Raw genomic sequence first — 15466 nt, forward strand, 5'->3', positions numbered from 1 at the left:
GGGTCGCGGTAACGGGGGCTGCTTTATGGTTCTTCGTCCGTCGGCGAGGTGTCGTCGCCGGTGCGTTCGACAGCGGCACGGTGCATGCGCCACAGGGAGGCGTAGAGGCCGTTTTTGGCAAGGAGTTCTTCGTGGCTGCCGCTTTCGCCGATTTTGCCTTGTTCGATGTAGATGATGCGGTCGGCACTGGCGGCGAGGTCGAGGTCGTGGGTGATCATCAGCGCGGTGCGGCCTTTGATGAGGCGCTCGATGGCGTGGCGGACGATGGTTTCGCTGTGGCGGTCGAGACCGGTGGTGGGTTCGTCCAGGACGATGATGGGGCTTTGGCGCAGGGCGGCGCGGGCGACGGCGATGCGTTGTCGCTGGCCACCGGAGAGGGTTGAGCCGCGTTCGCCGATTTGGGTGTCGTAGCCTTCCGGCTGTTTTTGGATGAAGTCGTGCGCATTCGCGAGTTTGGCGGCAGCGGTGATTTCGGCGTCCGTCACGTCTCGCCCTGCCGCGCAGGCGATGTTGTCGCGGATGCTGGTGGCGAAGAGCAGGGCGTCTTGCGGCAGCAGGGCGATGTGGCTGCGCAGGTCGGCGAGGCGGTAGTTGCGGATGTCGCGTCCGTCGATTTCGATGCGGCCAAGATGGGGGTCGTAGAGGCGCAGGAGTAGTGCGGCGAGGGTGCTTTTGCCGATGCCGGAGGGGCCGACGATGGCGGTGTGTTCGCCGGGGGCGAGTTCGAGGTCGAGGCCGTCGAGGATTTTCGGGCCGTCCAGGGTGTAGGCGAAGTGGATGTTGCGGTAGTGGATGCGGCCTTGCGGTTTGGGCAGGGGTTCGCTGTAGGGGGTGTCGGCGATGGCGGGGGTTTCGTCGAGGATGTCGGCGATGCGTTCGGCCGAGGCGAGGGCTTTGGAGAGGCGGCCCGCGTATTTGGCGTATTCGCGCACGGGGCGCATGCTGTTTTTGAGGTAGCTGATGAAGACGAGGAGGTCGCCGGTGCTGATGGCGCCAGCGATGACTTGGCGCGCGCCCTGCCAGAGGACGAGGGCGGTGGCGCAGGCGACGAGGAGGTCGGTGGTGCGTTCGAGGCCGGCGGAGAGGCGTTTGGTGCTGAGGTCGGCGTGCATGGCGCTGCCGTCGCTGCCGCTGAATTGGCGGCGGAAATTCTCTTCGAGGGTGAGGGACTGGACGGTGCGGATGGCGTTCATGCTTTCGGCGGCGGTCGCGGCCAGGCTGCCTTCGCGTTTGCGGGTGCGGCGGCTGGCTTCGTGGATGAGACGGCTGCTGCGCCGCGCGCTGTACCACATGACGGGCAGCGGCAGGAGGGCGATGAGGGCGAGTTGCCAGTTGATGACGATCATGACGCCGAGCATGCCCAGCAGGATGAAGATGTTGGCCAGCATGGGCAGGAGGGCGCTGACGGTGATTTCTTTGAGCTGGTTGATGTCGTTGACGAGGCGCAGGGTGAGGTCGCCGGGGCGCATTTTTTGGTGGTAGGCGAGCGGGAGTTGCAGGAGTTGGTCGTAGAGGTCGCGGCGGACGCGGCTGAGGACTTGGGTGCCGATGCGGGCGAAGCCGATGGTGGAGAGGTAGCCCGCCAGCGCGCGCAGGGCGGCGATGAGGATGACGGCTGCGGCGGCGAGGAGGATGGCGGTGTGCGGGGTGAGGCTGCCGTGCTGGTGTTGTTTGAGGATGTGGTCGACGAGGTAGGCAAGCGGCCAGGGTTCGAGCAGGCGCATCAGGGTGGTGATGAGCAGGGCGGCGAGGGCGCCGATGAGGAGCGGCGCCTGGCCGTGCAGGTAGGGGGCAAAGCGGTGGGCGATGCGGGTGATGGGGCGGTCTTCTTCGGTCATAGTGTGGGTTCGGGTTTTGTTTTGGTTTGTAGGGTGGTGGTTTTTTGTGCTGCAAGCGGGAGAATTCATGGTTGTCCCGCTTGGCGGTTGTTATAGTTAAACATCTAAAAAATCGTAACGGCGTTGCGTCGCCTTGCCGTACTACCTGTACTGTCTGCGGCGACGCGCCTTGTTACGCTTTTTTATCTATTCAACTATATTTTTCTCTTCCGTTACTTTGCGAGCGCTTGCGGGAAAGGGGGTTCCGCTCAGGCGTCGGCGAGGGCGAGGATTTGTTGGGCGACGGCGTCCCAGCTGTGTTCGCGGGCGACGCGTGTCTGGCCGTTTTGTCCCATGCGGCTGCGGCGGGCGGGGTCGCGGGCGAGTTCGAGGAGGGCTTGCGCGAAGGCGGCGGGGTCGTCCGGCGGTACGAGCAGACCGTCTTCGCCGTGGTGGACGACTTCGTGCAGGTGGCCGACACGGGTGGTGACCACGGGCAGGCCGGCGGCGAGGTATTCGTAGATTTTCAGCGGCGAGAAGTAGAAGTTCTCTTGTTGGGGGTAGGGGGCGGTCGCGATGTCGAGCGCGGCTAGGTGCGCCGGTACGTCGCTGGCGGCAATGGCGCCGTGCAGGGTGGCGCAGGCGCTAAGGCCGCGCGCGGCAAGGTCTTGTTCGAGGTCGGCCCGGCCCGGCCCGTCGCCGATGATGTGCAGGCGAGCGCGCGGTTCTGCGGCGTGGACGCGGGCGAAGCTGTCCACGAGTAGCGGCAGGCCGTGCCAGGGTTTGAGGGTGCCAAGGAAGCCGATGTGGATGTGGTCGTCGTGTCGCGTGGCGCTTTCGCGCGCTGCGGCGAAGGGGGCGGGGTCGACGCCGTTGGCGATGGTGGCGATGTGTTGGTGCGGCCACTGCGCGAGGTAGGCGGCGACGCCGGGCGAGACGGCGATGATGCTTTTGGCGAGGGCGAAGTTGTTGGCGGCGATGGCGGCGGCTTGTTCGGGCAGGACGAGTTCGCGGTGGGTGCGTTGTTCTTCGATGAGCGGGGCGTTGGCTTCGAGGATGCCGGGGGTATGGGTGGCGGCGGCGTAGGCCATGCCCGCGTCGCTCCATAGGGAGTAGCGTTCGTAGATGAGGTCGTAGGGGCCGTGCGCGGCGAGCAGGCGCTGTGTTTCGGCACGGGCGGCAAGGGCGGCTTCGGCGCGTTCGAGGGTGCTGCCTTTGGGCGGGGCGGGCAGGGGTACGGTGCGGATGTGTTCGAGGCCGGGCGGGGTCGGGCCGTCGTAGCGGCTGGCGAAGAGGGTGACGCGGTGTCCGGCGCGCAGGTAGGCGCGGGTGATGGCCTGAACGTGGATGGAGGCGCCTTTGTTGCCATAGACGGGGATGCCGCTGTCGGCGCAGATGTAGGCGATGTGTTTGTTTGTCATGGTTTGTTATGGATTCGGGTTTGTTTGGTGTGAGCCCAGTATTTGTCCCGCCTGGCGGGTTTTGTCAGCCGCCGCGCGTGATGTGTTCGCGCAGTTCGGCGGTGTTTTGGTGGATGTCGTAGTGTTGTTCGATGTGGGCGCGGGCGTTGGCGGCGAGGTGTTCGCCGTAAGCGGGTTTTTCGAGCAGGCGGGTGATGGCTGCGGCGAGGGCGTCCGGGTCGTGCGGCGGCACAAGCAGGCCGGTTTCGCCGTCGTGGATGAGTTCGGGGATGCCGACGATGTTGGTCGAGATGCACGGGGTGCCGAGCGCCATGGCTTCGACAAGGATGGTCGGCAGGCCGTCGCGGTCGCCGTCGGCGCTGATGATGCAGGGGGCGACGAGCATGGCGGCTTGGTGCAGGTAGGCTTTGACTTCGGCCTGGGTGCGGTTGCCGATGAGGTGGACTTGGTCGTCAAGGCCGAGGGCGGTGATTTGGGCGGCGAGTTCACTGCGTTTGCCGCCCTCGCCGATGATGGTGCATTCGCAGGCGATGCCGTCACGGCGCAGGCGGGCGATGGCGTCGATGAGGTGGTTGAAGCCTTTTTTTTCGACGAGGCGGCCGACAGCGAGGATGTGCGGCGGGCGGTCGCGCGGGATCTGGTAGGGGAATTGGTCGAGGTCGAGGCCGTTGTAGATGCGGTAGATGGGGGCGCTGCTGTGGTATTCGGTGCGCAGGTGGGCGAGGTTGTAGTCGCTCACGGTGATGGTGAAGGCGGCGTCCTGGATTTTGGTGGCGAGGTTTACGGGTTCGGCGTAGTGGTGGTAGATGTCTTTGGCGTGAGCGGTGAAGCTGTACGGGATGGCGGCGAAGTGGCCGGCAAGGCGGGCAATGGTCGCCGCCTGGGTGCCGAAGTGGGCGTGCAGGTGGGTGATGCCGTGTTCGCGCGCGGTGAGGGCGAGGGTGATAGCCTGGCCGATGGTGGCGGCGTCGTGCTCTTCGCTGAGGGCGAGTTCGGTGTCGAAGTTGGGCAGTTGGGCGTGGGCTTTGCGCAGGTGTTGCCAGTAGAGCAGGGTGTCATGGTATTGGTGGCGGATGCGGTGCACGGGCGCGCGCACGCGGGCGATGGCTTCCTGGAAGTGGGTTTCCTGGACGGGGCCCAAGGCGTAGATGCGGATTTTCGCGCCGGCTTTTTCGTGAGCGAGGATTTCGTTGACGATGAAGGTTTCAGAGAAGCGCGGGTAGCGTTTGAGGACGTAGCCGATGGTCATGGGGTTTCCTTATGGGTGAGGGTGATGGCGGCTTGCACGAGGTTGGCGAGGCCGTGGTAGTCGAGGTGGTCGCGCGCGTCGGGTAGCGGCGGATGGTCGGCGGCAAGCCAGGCGGCAAGGGTGTCGGGGTTGAGTTCGTCCGGATGCAGGCAGGCAGCGAGTCCCATCTCGGCGAGGCGGCTGGCGCGTAGCCATTGTTCCTGGCGCGGGCGGATGCGCGGCACGAGCAGGGTGCGTTTGTGCAGGGCGAGGGTTTCAAGGGTGGTGTTGTAGCCCGCCATGCTGATGATGGCGGCCGCCCCCTGCATGAGGGCGAGCGGTTCGGGGGTGAAGTCGCGGGTTTCGCAAGCGGGGTTTTGTGCAAGCAGTTCGGCGAGGTGGGCGCGTTCTGCCGCCGGCATCATGGCACCGGTAAGGATGATGCCGCGCCAGCCGTCTGGCAGGCGGGTGCGGGCGAAGGTTTCGGCGAGGGTGTAGCCGTCTTGGCCGCCGCCGAGCAGGCAGAGGGCATAGGGGGGCTCGTTCTGTTCGCCGGATGGGCTGGTTTCCTGGCGCGTGAGCGGGTCGGGGTAGCCGAGGTAGGTGATGGCGGTGTTGTCGAGGGTGTCGAGGTGATAGGCGGCAGCGGTGTTGTAGTAGCGCGGGTCGCCGTAGATCCAGACGGCATCGTAGTAGCGGCGGATGGTGTCGAGGGTCGCGAGTTTGTCCCACTGGCGGGCGACGGTTGCGGGCTCGTCGATGATGTCGCGCAAGCCGAGGGCGATGCGGCAGCCGCGCGCGCGTTGGGCGGCAAGCGCTGCGTCGAGTTCGTTCTGCGCGCCGCGTGCGACGTTATCGACGATCAGCAGGTCGGGCGCGAAGGCGTCCAGCGCGGCGGCAATGGTGTGGCTGCGCAGGGCGGTAAGGTCGGCGATGGGGATGTTGAGGTGGCGGGCGCGGTAGTGGCCGTCTGTCTGTTTGTGGTAAGCGGGCAGGGTCAGACTGTCGATGCCGGGCGGCAGCGGGTAGGCACCGCTTTCACGGATGCCGGAGATGAGCAGGACGGTCGCCGCAAGCGGCGGCTGACTGAGGGCGCGGGCAAGCAGGCTGGTGCGGCGGATGTGGCCGAGGCCCATGGTGTCGTGTGAGTAGAGGGCGATGCGGGGGGCTTGGTTCATTGTGTTTTGGCAGGCGTGTTTTTTCGCAGCGCGGATTATGGCAGATGTTCGGTGAATGGTTTTTGACGGTGCGGTTCATCTTCGGTTTAATCGGGTTTCGCTACGATTAGGAGGTATGAATATGAAGTTTTTGTTGTTTCCCGCCGCCGGTTTCGGCCTCGCCATTTGCGCTGCTTTTGCCGCCGATCATGATACGGCGCGCCAGGCGGTGATGGCAGGGCGTTTCAAGCCGCTGGCCGAGATTCTTGCCGCCGTGCAAACGCGTTATGCCGGGCGGGTGCTCGATGTTGAGCTCGACCGCGATCAGGCCGGGCGCAATGTGTATGAAGTGAAGCTGCTCGCCGCTGACGGTTCGCGCCGCGAGATTCATATTGACGCGGTCACGGGCAAGGAAGTTTCGCCTACGGCACCGCCACAGTTTTTGTCGATGCCGGTGCTGCTGCGCCAGGTGTTGCTTGACCATCCGGGGCGGGTCATCGACGTGGATTTGCGCCATCATCAGAACCGCTTTTTTTATCAGGTGCGGGTGATGGACAAGGACGGCCAGAGCGGCGATGTATTCGTCGATGCGGTAACGGGGGCGCCTGTCGCCGAAACCGGTTTCCTGCGCGACGACATGATACCGCTGGCCGATTTGCTGGAAACGCTGCTCAAGCGTTATCACGGCAACGTGCAGGAAGTGGAATTGAAATACGACCGTGACGCCCGTCCGTTCTACGAAGTGGATTTGCAACTCGACAGCGGTATGCTGGTTGAAGTGTCGCTTGACCCGTTCAACGGCCACATCCTCAGCGAAGACGAAATCGAGGTGCGCTGATGCGGGTGCTGATAGTCGAAGACGATCGCGAACTGGCGCAGAGCCTTGCTTCGCACCTGCGCGAGTCCGGCATGATTGTCGAACTCGCGCACGAGGGCAACGATGCCGCCTTCCTCGGCTGTACCGAAGACTACGATGCCGCCGTGCTTGACCTCGGTCTGCCCGGCATGGACGGCGTGTCGCTGCTCACCCACTGGCGCGAAGAAGGGCGCCGTTTCCCCGTGCTTATCCTTACCGGACGCAGCCGCTGGAGCGACAAACTCGCCGGATTCAGCGCCGGCGCAGACGACTTCCTCACCAAACCCTTCCTCTTTGAAGAAGTCGTACTGCGCCTGCGCGCCCTGCTGCGCCGCGCCCACGGTCACGCCGACCCCGTGCTGCAAGTCGGTGCGCTGGCCTACGATACCTTGCAGGGACGCTTTCTCTACGAAGGCCGCCGCCTCGCGCTCACCGCCCAGGAAGAACGCATCCTCGCCTACCTCATGCACCGGCCCGGCGTCGTCATCAGCCGCAGCGAAATTCTCGAACACGTCTATGCCCGCGACAGCGACCCCGATTCCAACGCGCTGGACGTCCTCATTGGCCGCATCCGCCGCAAACTGGGCGCGCCGCTCCTGCAAACCGTGCGCGGACGCGGCTTCCTGCTTGCCGATCCGGCCGACAACCCCGGCGAAGGCGAAGAACCATGAACCCCCGCTTTGGCCTCGCCCAGCGCCTGCTCTGGCTGGGCGTTATCACCACCGTGCTTGTCCTTGGCGTGAGCGGCTTCGTCCTGCGTGACCGCCTGCATGACACCATCCTGCGCAGCCTCGCTGCCTCGCTCAACGAACGCGCCGACCGCATCAGCGCCAGCATGCGCCTTGGCGACAGCGGCCACATCTTCCAGGACGCCGACCTCGTGCCGGACGAATTCCGCACCATCTTCTCCGGCTGGTACTGGCAACTCGAAGCCGGCAAAAACAACAAACACTCGCGCTCCCTGTGGGACAGCAGCCTGCCGCTTGCCCAGGCAAAGGCTTGCAGCGACGACCCCGAACTCTACCGTCTTACCGGCCCCACCGGTGAAGCCCTGCTCGGCATTCGCCGCCCCCTGGACATAGGCGGACAAACCCCAACGCTCTACCTCTTTGGCCCGGCAGACGCCACCCTGGACGAACTCAAACGCATCGACCGCGTCCTCCTCATCAGCCTCGGCATCCTCGCGCTGACCCTGCTCGTCTCCCTGTGGCTGCAAGTGCGCCTCGGCCTGCGCCCGCTGCGCCGCTTGTATCGCGCCCTGCGCGACGTCCAAAACGGCGACGCCAGCCGCGTCGGCAGCGGCTACAGCCCCGACCTTGACCCGCTTGCCGCCGAAATGGACGAAGTATTAGAACGCAACGCCCGCATCGTCGAACGCGCGCGCGGACACGCCGCCGACCTCAGCCACGCCCTGAAAAAACCGCTGGCGCTGCTCACCGCCGAAAGCGGCAACGGCCAAGTTGATGGCGAGAAAATCCGCAACCAGACCGACACCATGCTGCGCCTCATCGAACGCCACCTGGCGCGCGCAGGCAGCGGCGCGGGCGACGTGCGCCGCATCGACACCGCCGCCTGCGTCAAAAACCTCCTCACCCTCATGCGCCAACTGCACGGCGCGCGCAACCTTACCTGGCACATGGACGTGCGCGGCGACACCCACATCCGCGCCGAACAAACCGACATCGAAGAAGTCCTCGGCAACATCCTCGACAACGCCGGCAAATGGGCAAAAAACCGCATCAACATCCATATCCAACACCACGGCGCAGAAAAAGGACGCGGCAGCGTCGAAATCCGCGTCGAAGACGACGGCTGCGGCCTCAGTGACGAAGACATGGCCCGCGCCACACGGCGTGGCTCCCGCTTCGACGAAGGCACAGCGGGCAGCGGCCTCGGCCTTGCTATCGCCGCTGACATCACCGACACCTACGGCGGCAGCCTGGAACTCGCGCGCAGCCCGCTCGGCGGCCTGCAAATCACCCTGCACCTGCCCTGCTGACGGACGCGCACCCCACCAGAATCCCTCACACAACAAAAAGGAACCCACATGAACATAGTCATCATCGGAACCGGATACGTTGGCCTCGTCGCTGGCGGCTGCTTCGCCGAAATCGGCCACCACGTCACCTGCGTGGACATCTGTCCGAAGAAAATCAACGGCCTCAAACAAGGCCAACTGCCCATCTACGAACCTGGCCTGGATGAAATCGTCGCCAGAAACACCGCCGCCGGACGCCTGCACTTCACCACCAACCTCGCTGACGCCGCCCCGGATGCTGACGCCTACTGCATCGCCGTCGGCACCCCGCCGGACGAAGACGGCTCGGCCGACCTGCAATACGTCCTCGCTGCCGCCAGAGAAATCGGCCAGCACCTCGCCCGCCCCGCCGTCATCATCAACAAATCCACCGTTCCCGTCGGCACCGCCGAAAAAGTGCGCGCGGCCGTCAGCGAAAGCCTCACGGCGCGCGGCGCGGACATCCCCTACCACGTCGCCTCCAACCCCGAATTCCTCAAAGAAGGCGTAGCCATCGGCGACTTCATGCAGCCTGACCGCATCATCATCGGCGCAGACAGCGAAGAAGCCCTCAACCAGCTACAAACCCTCTACGCCCCGCTGACCGAACGCGGCGCCCGCCTCATCCACATGGCCGTGCGCGACGCCGAAATGACCAAATACGCAGCCAACGCCATGCTCGCCACCCGCATCTCCTTCATGAACGAAATCGCCGGACTCTGCGAAAAACTTGGCGTGGACGTCGAAAACGTCCGCCTCGGCATCGGCAGCGACAGCCGCATCGGCCACCGCTTCATCGCGCCGGGCGCGGGCTACGGCGGCTCCTGCTTCCCCAAAGACGTGCGCGCGCTGGTCAACATGGCCGAAAACGCAGGTTACGACCCGCACGTCCTGCACGCCGTCGAAACCCGCAACCACCAACAAAAAAACCGCCTCTACCAAAAACTCTGCGCCGAACTGGGCGACGACCTCAGCGGCAAAACCATCGCCGTGTGGGGGCTGGCCTTCAAACCCGGCACCGACGACATGCGCGAAGCACCCAGCCTCGCCCTCATCCACGCCCTGCTTGATGCCGGGGCCAAAGTGCGCGCCTACGACCCCGTCGCCCTGCACACCGCCAGCCGCGCCCTGCCACATGCCGCCCAGGAAAACGGCGACCTGTTGCTACTTGACGACCAATACAGCGCCGTGGATGGCGCCGACGCCCTCATCCTCGTCACCGAATGGGAACACTTCCGCGAACCGGACTTCAACACCCTGCGCGCCCGTATGCACCGCGCGCTCTTCATCGACGGCCGCAACCAGTTCCATCCGGACGACATGCACCGCCACGGCTTCCGCTACATCGGCGTAGGACGCGGCCACGCCATCGCCTGAACCTTGTAACCCTTTCCTGTCACCTCTGCCCTGCAGGCAGCTGCCCCTTCCTCGCGAAGGGGATTTTTTTGCCTGAAACCCACCAAGCGGGATAAACACTGGCCTCGCCAAGCGGCGTAAATATGGGGTTTTCAGGAAAGGGCAGGGCGGCTTGAAAGCTGCCCTGTGTCGTTATTTTTCTTCAGCGATACGCCGATAAGCGGCAGCAAAGGCGGCAAGCGCCTGCGCACGGTGGCTGAGGCGGTTTTTTTCGTCCGTTGTCAGTTCGGCGGCGGTTTGCGTGTAGCCGTCCGGGATGAAGAGCGGGTCATAGCCGAAGCCGCCGTCGCCGCGCGGGGTGTCGGTGATGTGTCCGTGCCACAGCCCTTCTGCGATGAGCGGCAGAGGGTCGTCGGCGTGGCGCAGGTAAACGATGAGGCAGACGTAGTAAGCACGGCGGTCGCTGTGATTGGCAAGGGCGGCGAGCAGTTTGCGGTTGTTGCCGGCGTCGCCTTCGTCGCTGTAGCGCGCCGAGTAGATGCCGGGCGCGCCGCCGAGTGCCGGCACGCACAGGCCGGAGTCGTCGGCAATGGCGGGCAGGCCGCTGATGGCGGCGGCATGGCGTGCCTTGATGAGCGCGTTTTCGATAAAGGTCGTGCCGGTTTCCGCGACCTCTCCGATACCAAAATCGCTTTGCGGCTGGATATGAATGTCGCTGGCGGCGAGGATGGCACCGAGTTCGCGGATTTTTTTGCCGTTGTTGCTGGCCAGCACGATGCGGTTCTTCATAGTCCCAGCGCCTGTTTTTGTATGTCCATAATCTCGCGGATGCCTTGCTGGGCGAGCTGCATCATCGCCTGCATTTCTTCGGGGCGGAAGGCATGGCCTTCGGCGGTGCCCTGCACTTCGATGAAGCCACCGCCGTCGTTCATGACGATGTTCATGTCCGTCTCGGCTTCGCTGTCCTCACTGTATTCGAGGTCGAGCAGCGGCGTGCCGCGATAGATACCGACCGAAACGGCGGCAATCTGGCCGTGCAACGGGTTTTGTTTGAGTTTGCCGCGCTGGATGAGGGTGCGGATGGCGTCAGCAAGTGCCACGAAGCCGCCGCTGATGGCGGCGGTGCGGGTGCCGCCGTCGGCTTGCAGCACGTCGCAGTCGATGGTGATGGCGCGTTCGCCGAGAGCAGTGAGATCCACGGCGGCACGCAGTGAGCGGCCGATAAGGCGCTGGATTTCCACGGTGCGTCCTTGCTGTTTGCCGCGAGCGGCTTCGCGTACGGTGCGTTCATGGGTGGCGCGCGGCAGCATGCCGTATTCGGCGGTGACCCAGCCCTGGTTTTTGCCGCGCAGGAAGGGCGGGAGTTTTTCATCCACGCTGGCGGTGCAGAGGACGTGGGTGTCGCCGCAGCGGATGAGCGCCGAGCCTTCGGCGTGTTTGTTTACGCCGCGCTCGATGATGATGGGGCGGAGTTGGTCGGGGCGACGGTTGCTTGCGCGCATGATGATTCCTTGGTTTTGTTAGCAGGCGGGCATTATGCGGTGCGGCTACTGATGTGAGAAGCCCCCGGCGGAGCGGGGGCCTGGTTTTCAGGAGCGTTTTTTCGGGTTGGCCTTGTGTATCGCGCGGCCGTCCACGGCAAGGGCGGCTTCGTGGATGGCTTCGGCCAGCGTTGGGTGGGCGTGCATGGTGCGGGCGATGTCTTCGCTTGCTGCGTAGTATTCCATCGCCACGGCGAGTTCGTGGATGAGTTCGGAGGCGTTCGGGCCGATGATGTGTGCGCCGAGGATTTCATCCGTGTTGCTGTCGCAGAGGATTTTCACGAAGCCTTCCGCTGCGCCGAGGGCTTTGGCGCGGCCGTTCGCAGCGAAGGGGAAGTCGCCTTTTTGGTAGTCGATACCTGCCGCTTTGAGTTGTTCTTCATTTTGTCCCAGCCACGCCATTTCCGGGTGGGTGTAGATGATGGCGGGGATGAGGTCGTATCTGACATGTCCCGCCTGGCCGTCGATGATTTCGGCGACCATCACGCCTTCTTCGCTGGCTTTGTGCGCGAGCATGGCGCCGCGCACGCAGTCGCCGATGGCGTACACGCCGGGTTCGGCGGTGGCGCAGTGTTCATCCACTTCGATGTAGCCGCGTGCATCCAGGGTGACTTTGCAGCCTGCACCGATGACGCCGACGGTATTGGGTTTGCGGCCGACGGCAACGAGCAGTTTGTTCACGCTGAGTTGTTGTTCGCCGTTTTTGTCCTGGTAGGTGACGGTCACTTGGCCGCCCTGCACTTCGGCTTTGCTGACTTTGGCGCCGAGGCGGATGTCGAGGCCCTGTTTTTTGAGGTGTTTTTGCGCTTCGCGTGCGAGTTGGCGGTCGGCCATTGGCAGGAGGTCGTCCACGGCTTCGAGGATGGTGACTTCGGCACCGGCGGCACGCCAGACGCTGCCAAGTTCGAGGCCGATGACGCCTGCTCCAATGATGCCGAGATGTTCGGGCACGGCGGTGAGCGACAGGGCTTCGTTGGAGCTGATGATGTGGGTGCCGTCCATTTTGGCGACGGGGATGTCCACCGGCACGGAGCCGACGGCGAGGATGACGGCTTTTGTCGCCTGGGTTTGGCTGACGCTGCCGTCCGCGGCGGTGATGGCGACGGTTTTGTTGGCGAGGAGTTGTCCGCGTCCTTGCAGCCAGTCGATGCCGTTTGCTTTGAAGAGTTGGGCGATGCCGCCGGTGAGTTGTTTGACGATGTCGTCTTTGCGGGCAATCATCGTGGCCACATCGAGGGTGGCAGTGCCGGTGCCGATGCCGTGTGCGGCGCTGTCGTACTGGATTTTTTCGTAGAAGGCGGTGCTTTCAAGCAGGGCTTTGGACGGGATGCAGCCGACGTTCAGGCAGGTGCCGCCGAGGGTCGCAGCGGCTTCGACGCAGGCGGTTTTGTAGCCAAGCTGGGCGGCGCGGATGGCGGCAACGTAGCCACCGGGGCCGCCGCCGATGACGATGATGTCGTAGGTTGGGTTCATGGGTGTTGTCCTTAGGTTTTGAGTGATGGGGTGATTGCCGCAAGTCCAGGTTTTATCCCGCTTGGCGGGTGGTTGGTATCAGTAGCATTGCAAGACCAGCCAGCTTTTGTCGAAGGTGCGGGCGGCGAGGTCGTTTTTGCGTATCCACAGGTAGAGGCGGCCGCTGTCGCCCCACATCATGTTGCAGTTGTCTTCGTCGGAATCGATTTGCAGCAGCAATATCCAGTCGGCAGCGCCGGGCGCCAGCGCTTTGCCGCGTTCGCTTTCGTAGGCGTCGCTGTCGCCGCAGTATTCGCCGTGGCTGACCAGTTGGCATTCGAGTTCCATATCGCCCTGGATGTTGTCGGAATGGCCGAGCAGTTTGTGGCGGATGTCTTCGTTCCAGGTTTCCCAGTATTCCCACCAGGCGTCGCTTTCTTCGTCTGTCCAGTTGTAATCGCGCACCAGCCAGCTTGACCAGTTGGGTATTTCCGTCCGGCTGTCGAAGTTGAGGCTGGCGGCGGGGAAGGTGTAATCGCTGTTGGGAACAGGGCGCGGTTGCAGGGCGGCGGGATCGCCGTCGTAGTAGAGGACTTTGAAGCCGCTTTTGTCTTTGGGATCGAAGCCCCAGTTTTCGGCCTCGCAGTCGTAGAAGAGGTAGAGGATGCCGCTGGCAGGCAGGCGGTCGTCATGGTCATGGGGTTTGCTGTCGGCAAAGTTGATTTGCGCGATGAAACTGAGCGGGGTTTTGCCGTTGTAGGGCCAGTCGATGTGCGGCGGTAGGTCGGGGTCGCCACCGAGGCGGGAGGCGCCAAGCGGGATGTGCCCGGCCTTGTGGGTGGTGAGGGTGATGGCGTTGCGCACCAGCGGTTTGACGGTTTGCCAGTAGTGGTGCAGGCCGTGGGCGCTGAGGGTTTGTTCGAGGGTTGTGGTCATGGAGGTTCCTCTTTTTGGACGCGCTTCGCTTAATAAATGGTGGGCTAAAGCCCACCCTGCGGGAAGCCGGTATTTATCCCGCTTGGCGGGTTTCAGGGGATTTCGCGGTAGGCTTCGAGAGCAGGGGCGGTTTTGGTCGGCACGAAGCGGGTGATGTGGTATTCGGCCACGCCCGCCTGATGAAATGGGTCTTCGGCGATGATGGCCTGTACTTCGGCGTCATCGGTGGCGCACAGCAGGATAATGCCGCCGGTGCGCGGTTCTTTGCGACCAGACATAAGGAATTTGCCTGCCGCGTAGTAGCGGTCAAGGTAGGCAATGTGGGCGGGCAAATGTTGTTCGATGTCGCTTAGGGGCTTTATGTAGTGCAGTGAGAGAATGTACATGGTTGGTTTTGGCGAGGTCAGTATTTATCCCGCTTGGCGGTTTTTTTGTTTTTCATCCCCTTTCACCGCAACCCACAAAAACGCAAGCGTTTTTGCGGGTTGCGGTCCCCCGTTTACGGGGGAAGGAATTTCTTGTGTTTTATAGTCCCAACACGAGGCGGGTCGGGTCTTCGATGTGCTGTTTGATTTCGACAAGGAAGCCGACGGCTTCGCGGCCATCGATGATGCGGTGGTCGTAGGACAGCGCGATGTACATCATCGGCGCGATGACGACCTGGCCGTTTTCGGCGATGGGGCGTTCGACGATGTTGTGCATGCCGAGGATGCCGCTTTGTGGCGGGTTGATGATGGGGGTGGACATCATCGAGCCGAAGGTGCCGCCGTTGGTGATGGTGAAGGTGCCGCCGGTCATTTCTTCGATGGTGAGGCTGCCGTCTTTGGCTTTGCCCGCGTAGTCGATGATTTGTTGTTCGATGTCGGCAAAGCCCATGTGTTCGGCGTTTCTCAGGATGGGGACGACGAGGCCGCGCGGTGAGGAGACGGCGATGCCGATGTCGCAGTAGTTGTGGTAGATGATGTCGTCGCCGTCGATGGAGGCGTTCACCGCCGGGTATTTTTTCAGTGCGGCAACGGCGGCTTTGACGAAGAAGGACATGAAGCCGAGTTTGGTGCCGTTTTTGGCGACGAAGGCGTCCTGGTGTTTTTTGCGCAGTTTCATGACGGCGGCCATGTTCACTTCGTTGAAGGTGGTGAGCATGGCGGCGTTATGCTGGGCGTCGAGCAGGCGTTCGGCGATGCGTTTGCGCAGGCGGGTCATCGGTACGCGTTCTTCGTGACGGCGACTGCCGCCGGCGAGGTGCTGGCGGATGTCGGCTTTGGTGATGCGGCCTCCTTTGCCGCTGCCTGCCACATCGCCTGCGGCCACGCTGTTTTCAGCAGCGATTTTGCGCGCAGCGGGGCTCAGGGCTTTGTCGTCGGCGGGAGCGGCGGCTTTGGCAGCAGCCGGGGCGCTGGCAGCGGCTGCTGGAGCGGCTGCAGCGGGGGCATCGGCTATTTCGCCTTCTTCGATGTAGGCGATGGTGTCGCCGCTGGTAACGGTGGTGCCGTCCTGGGCGAGGATTTGTTTGAGGATACCGCTTACCGGTGCGGGCAGTTCGAGGACGACTTTGTCGGTTTCGAGGTCAACGAGATTTTCGCCGGCGCGCACGGGGTCGCCGGGTTTTTTGGTCCAGTTGATAAGGGTGGCGTCGGCGACGGATTCGGGCAGGGCGGGTACGGTTATGGCTGTGGTCATGGGGT

At 63.7% G+C, this 15466-nt stretch carries 14 protein-coding genes; 4 read left to right on the top strand and 10 right to left on the bottom strand.

What is annotated here, in order from left to right:
- Positions 1-23 precede the first annotated feature (23 nt).
- The 4 genes from LG374_RS10710 to LG374_RS10725 form a co-directional block, all read right to left on the bottom strand.
- Positions 24-1838, bottom strand: coding sequence for an ABC transporter ATP-binding protein (locus LG374_RS10710; RefSeq protein WP_225757686.1), 1815 nt, complete (start codon positions 1836-1838; stop codon positions 24-26).
- Between the two features lie 248 nt (positions 1839-2086).
- The gene (locus LG374_RS10715) at positions 2087-3238 is read right to left on the bottom strand and encodes a glycosyltransferase family 4 protein (RefSeq protein ID WP_225757687.1); all 1152 of its coding nucleotides are present in this window, start codon (positions 3236-3238) and stop codon (positions 2087-2089) included.
- Positions 3239-3302: 64 nt separating this feature from the next.
- A complete protein-coding gene (locus tag LG374_RS10720; RefSeq protein WP_225757688.1) occupies positions 3303-4487 on the bottom strand; it encodes a glycosyltransferase in 1185 nt (394 codons plus the stop codon).
- A complete protein-coding gene (locus LG374_RS10725) occupies positions 4484-5644 on the bottom strand; it encodes a glycosyltransferase family protein (RefSeq protein WP_225757689.1) in 1161 nt (386 codons plus the stop codon). Before LG374_RS10725 ends, LG374_RS10720 begins: the two co-directional genes overlap by 4 nt.
- Positions 5645-5765: 121 nt before the next feature.
- On the opposite strand from LG374_RS10725, the gene LG374_RS10730 reads away from it, so the two are divergent.
- Genes LG374_RS10730 through LG374_RS10745 form a run of 4 tightly spaced genes read left to right on the top strand, consistent with a single transcriptional unit; the run spans position 5766 to position 9873 of the window.
- Entirely contained in the window at positions 5766-6461 is a 696-nt protein-coding gene (locus LG374_RS10730; RefSeq protein ID WP_225757690.1) for a PepSY domain-containing protein, read from the top strand.
- Positions 6461-7150, top strand: coding sequence for a response regulator transcription factor (locus tag LG374_RS10735; RefSeq protein WP_225757691.1), 690 nt, complete (start codon positions 6461-6463; stop codon positions 7148-7150). Before LG374_RS10730 ends, LG374_RS10735 begins: the two co-directional genes overlap by 1 nt.
- Entirely contained in the window at positions 7147-8478 is a 1332-nt protein-coding gene (locus tag LG374_RS10740; RefSeq protein WP_225757692.1) for a HAMP domain-containing sensor histidine kinase, read from the top strand. Before LG374_RS10735 ends, LG374_RS10740 begins: the two co-directional genes overlap by 4 nt.
- A gap of 48 nt (positions 8479-8526) precedes the next feature.
- Positions 8527-9873 (top strand): UDP-glucose/GDP-mannose dehydrogenase family protein, encoded by a 1347-nt coding sequence (locus LG374_RS10745; protein WP_225757693.1) that lies wholly within the window; start codon positions 8527-8529, stop codon positions 9871-9873.
- Between the two features lie 171 nt (positions 9874-10044).
- Here LG374_RS10745 and rdgB read toward each other — a convergent pair whose 3' ends face one another.
- From rdgB to odhB, 6 genes are all read right to left on the bottom strand, one after another.
- Complete coding sequence (gene rdgB / locus LG374_RS10750) at positions 10045-10641, bottom strand: RdgB/HAM1 family non-canonical purine NTP pyrophosphatase (RefSeq protein ID WP_225757694.1); 597 nt, start codon at positions 10639-10641, stop codon at positions 10045-10047.
- Positions 10638-11354: a ribonuclease PH gene (gene rph, locus LG374_RS10755; RefSeq protein WP_225757695.1), complete on the bottom strand. Its 717-nt coding sequence runs from the start codon at positions 11352-11354 to the stop codon at positions 10638-10640. The genes rdgB and rph overlap by 4 nt, the downstream gene beginning before the upstream one ends.
- Positions 11355-11441: 87 nt before the next feature.
- On the bottom strand, positions 11442-12866 hold the full coding sequence (gene lpdA / locus LG374_RS10760) for a dihydrolipoyl dehydrogenase (RefSeq protein ID WP_225757696.1): 1425 nt from the start codon (positions 12864-12866) through the stop codon (positions 11442-11444).
- Between the two features lie 78 nt (positions 12867-12944).
- Positions 12945-13781, bottom strand: coding sequence for a YwqG family protein (locus LG374_RS10765; protein WP_225757697.1), 837 nt, complete (start codon positions 13779-13781; stop codon positions 12945-12947).
- Between the two features lie 92 nt (positions 13782-13873).
- On the bottom strand, positions 13874-14167 hold the full coding sequence (locus tag LG374_RS10770) for a YciI family protein (protein ID WP_225757698.1): 294 nt from the start codon (positions 14165-14167) through the stop codon (positions 13874-13876).
- Positions 14168-14306: 139 nt separating this feature from the next.
- The gene (gene odhB, locus LG374_RS10775; RefSeq protein WP_225757699.1) at positions 14307-15461 is read right to left on the bottom strand and encodes a 2-oxoglutarate dehydrogenase complex dihydrolipoyllysine-residue succinyltransferase; all 1155 of its coding nucleotides are present in this window, start codon (positions 15459-15461) and stop codon (positions 14307-14309) included.
- Positions 15462-15466: the final 5 nt, after the last annotated feature.

Origin of the sequence: Cardiobacterium sp. Marseille-Q4385 (genome assembly GCF_916618745.1) — a bacterium.
In the GTDB taxonomy this organism is placed as follows: Bacteria; Pseudomonadota; Gammaproteobacteria; order Cardiobacteriales; family Cardiobacteriaceae; genus Cardiobacterium.

Coding starts and splice junctions, on each gene's coding strand:
- LG374_RS10710 (WP_225757686.1), bottom strand. CDS start 1,838: ATGACCGAAGAAGACCGCCCCATCACCCGCATCGCCCACCGCTTTGCC.
- LG374_RS10715 (WP_225757687.1), bottom strand. CDS start 3,238: ATGACAAACAAACACATCGCCTACATCTGCGCCGACAGCGGCATCCCC.
- LG374_RS10720 (WP_225757688.1), bottom strand. CDS start 4,487: ATGACCATCGGCTACGTCCTCAAACGCTACCCGCGCTTCTCTGAAACC.
- LG374_RS10725 (WP_225757689.1), bottom strand. CDS start 5,644: ATGAACCAAGCCCCCCGCATCGCCCTCTACTCACACGACACCATGGGC.
- LG374_RS10730 (WP_225757690.1), top strand. CDS start 5,766: ATGAAGTTTTTGTTGTTTCCCGCCGCCGGTTTCGGCCTCGCCATTTGC.
- LG374_RS10735 (WP_225757691.1), top strand. CDS start 6,461: ATGCGGGTGCTGATAGTCGAAGACGATCGCGAACTGGCGCAGAGCCTT.
- LG374_RS10740 (WP_225757692.1), top strand. CDS start 7,147: ATGAACCCCCGCTTTGGCCTCGCCCAGCGCCTGCTCTGGCTGGGCGTT.
- LG374_RS10745 (WP_225757693.1), top strand. CDS start 8,527: ATGAACATAGTCATCATCGGAACCGGATACGTTGGCCTCGTCGCTGGC.
- rdgB (WP_225757694.1), bottom strand. CDS start 10,641: ATGAAGAACCGCATCGTGCTGGCCAGCAACAACGGCAAAAAAATCCGC.
- rph (WP_225757695.1), bottom strand. CDS start 11,354: ATGCGCGCAAGCAACCGTCGCCCCGACCAACTCCGCCCCATCATCATC.
- lpdA (WP_225757696.1), bottom strand. CDS start 12,866: ATGAACCCAACCTACGACATCATCGTCATCGGCGGCGGCCCCGGTGGC.
- LG374_RS10765 (WP_225757697.1), bottom strand. CDS start 13,781: ATGACCACAACCCTCGAACAAACCCTCAGCGCCCACGGCCTGCACCAC.
- LG374_RS10770 (WP_225757698.1), bottom strand. CDS start 14,167: ATGTACATTCTCTCACTGCACTACATAAAGCCCCTAAGCGACATCGAA.
- odhB (WP_225757699.1), bottom strand. CDS start 15,461: ATGACCACAGCCATAACCGTACCCGCCCTGCCCGAATCCGTCGCCGAC.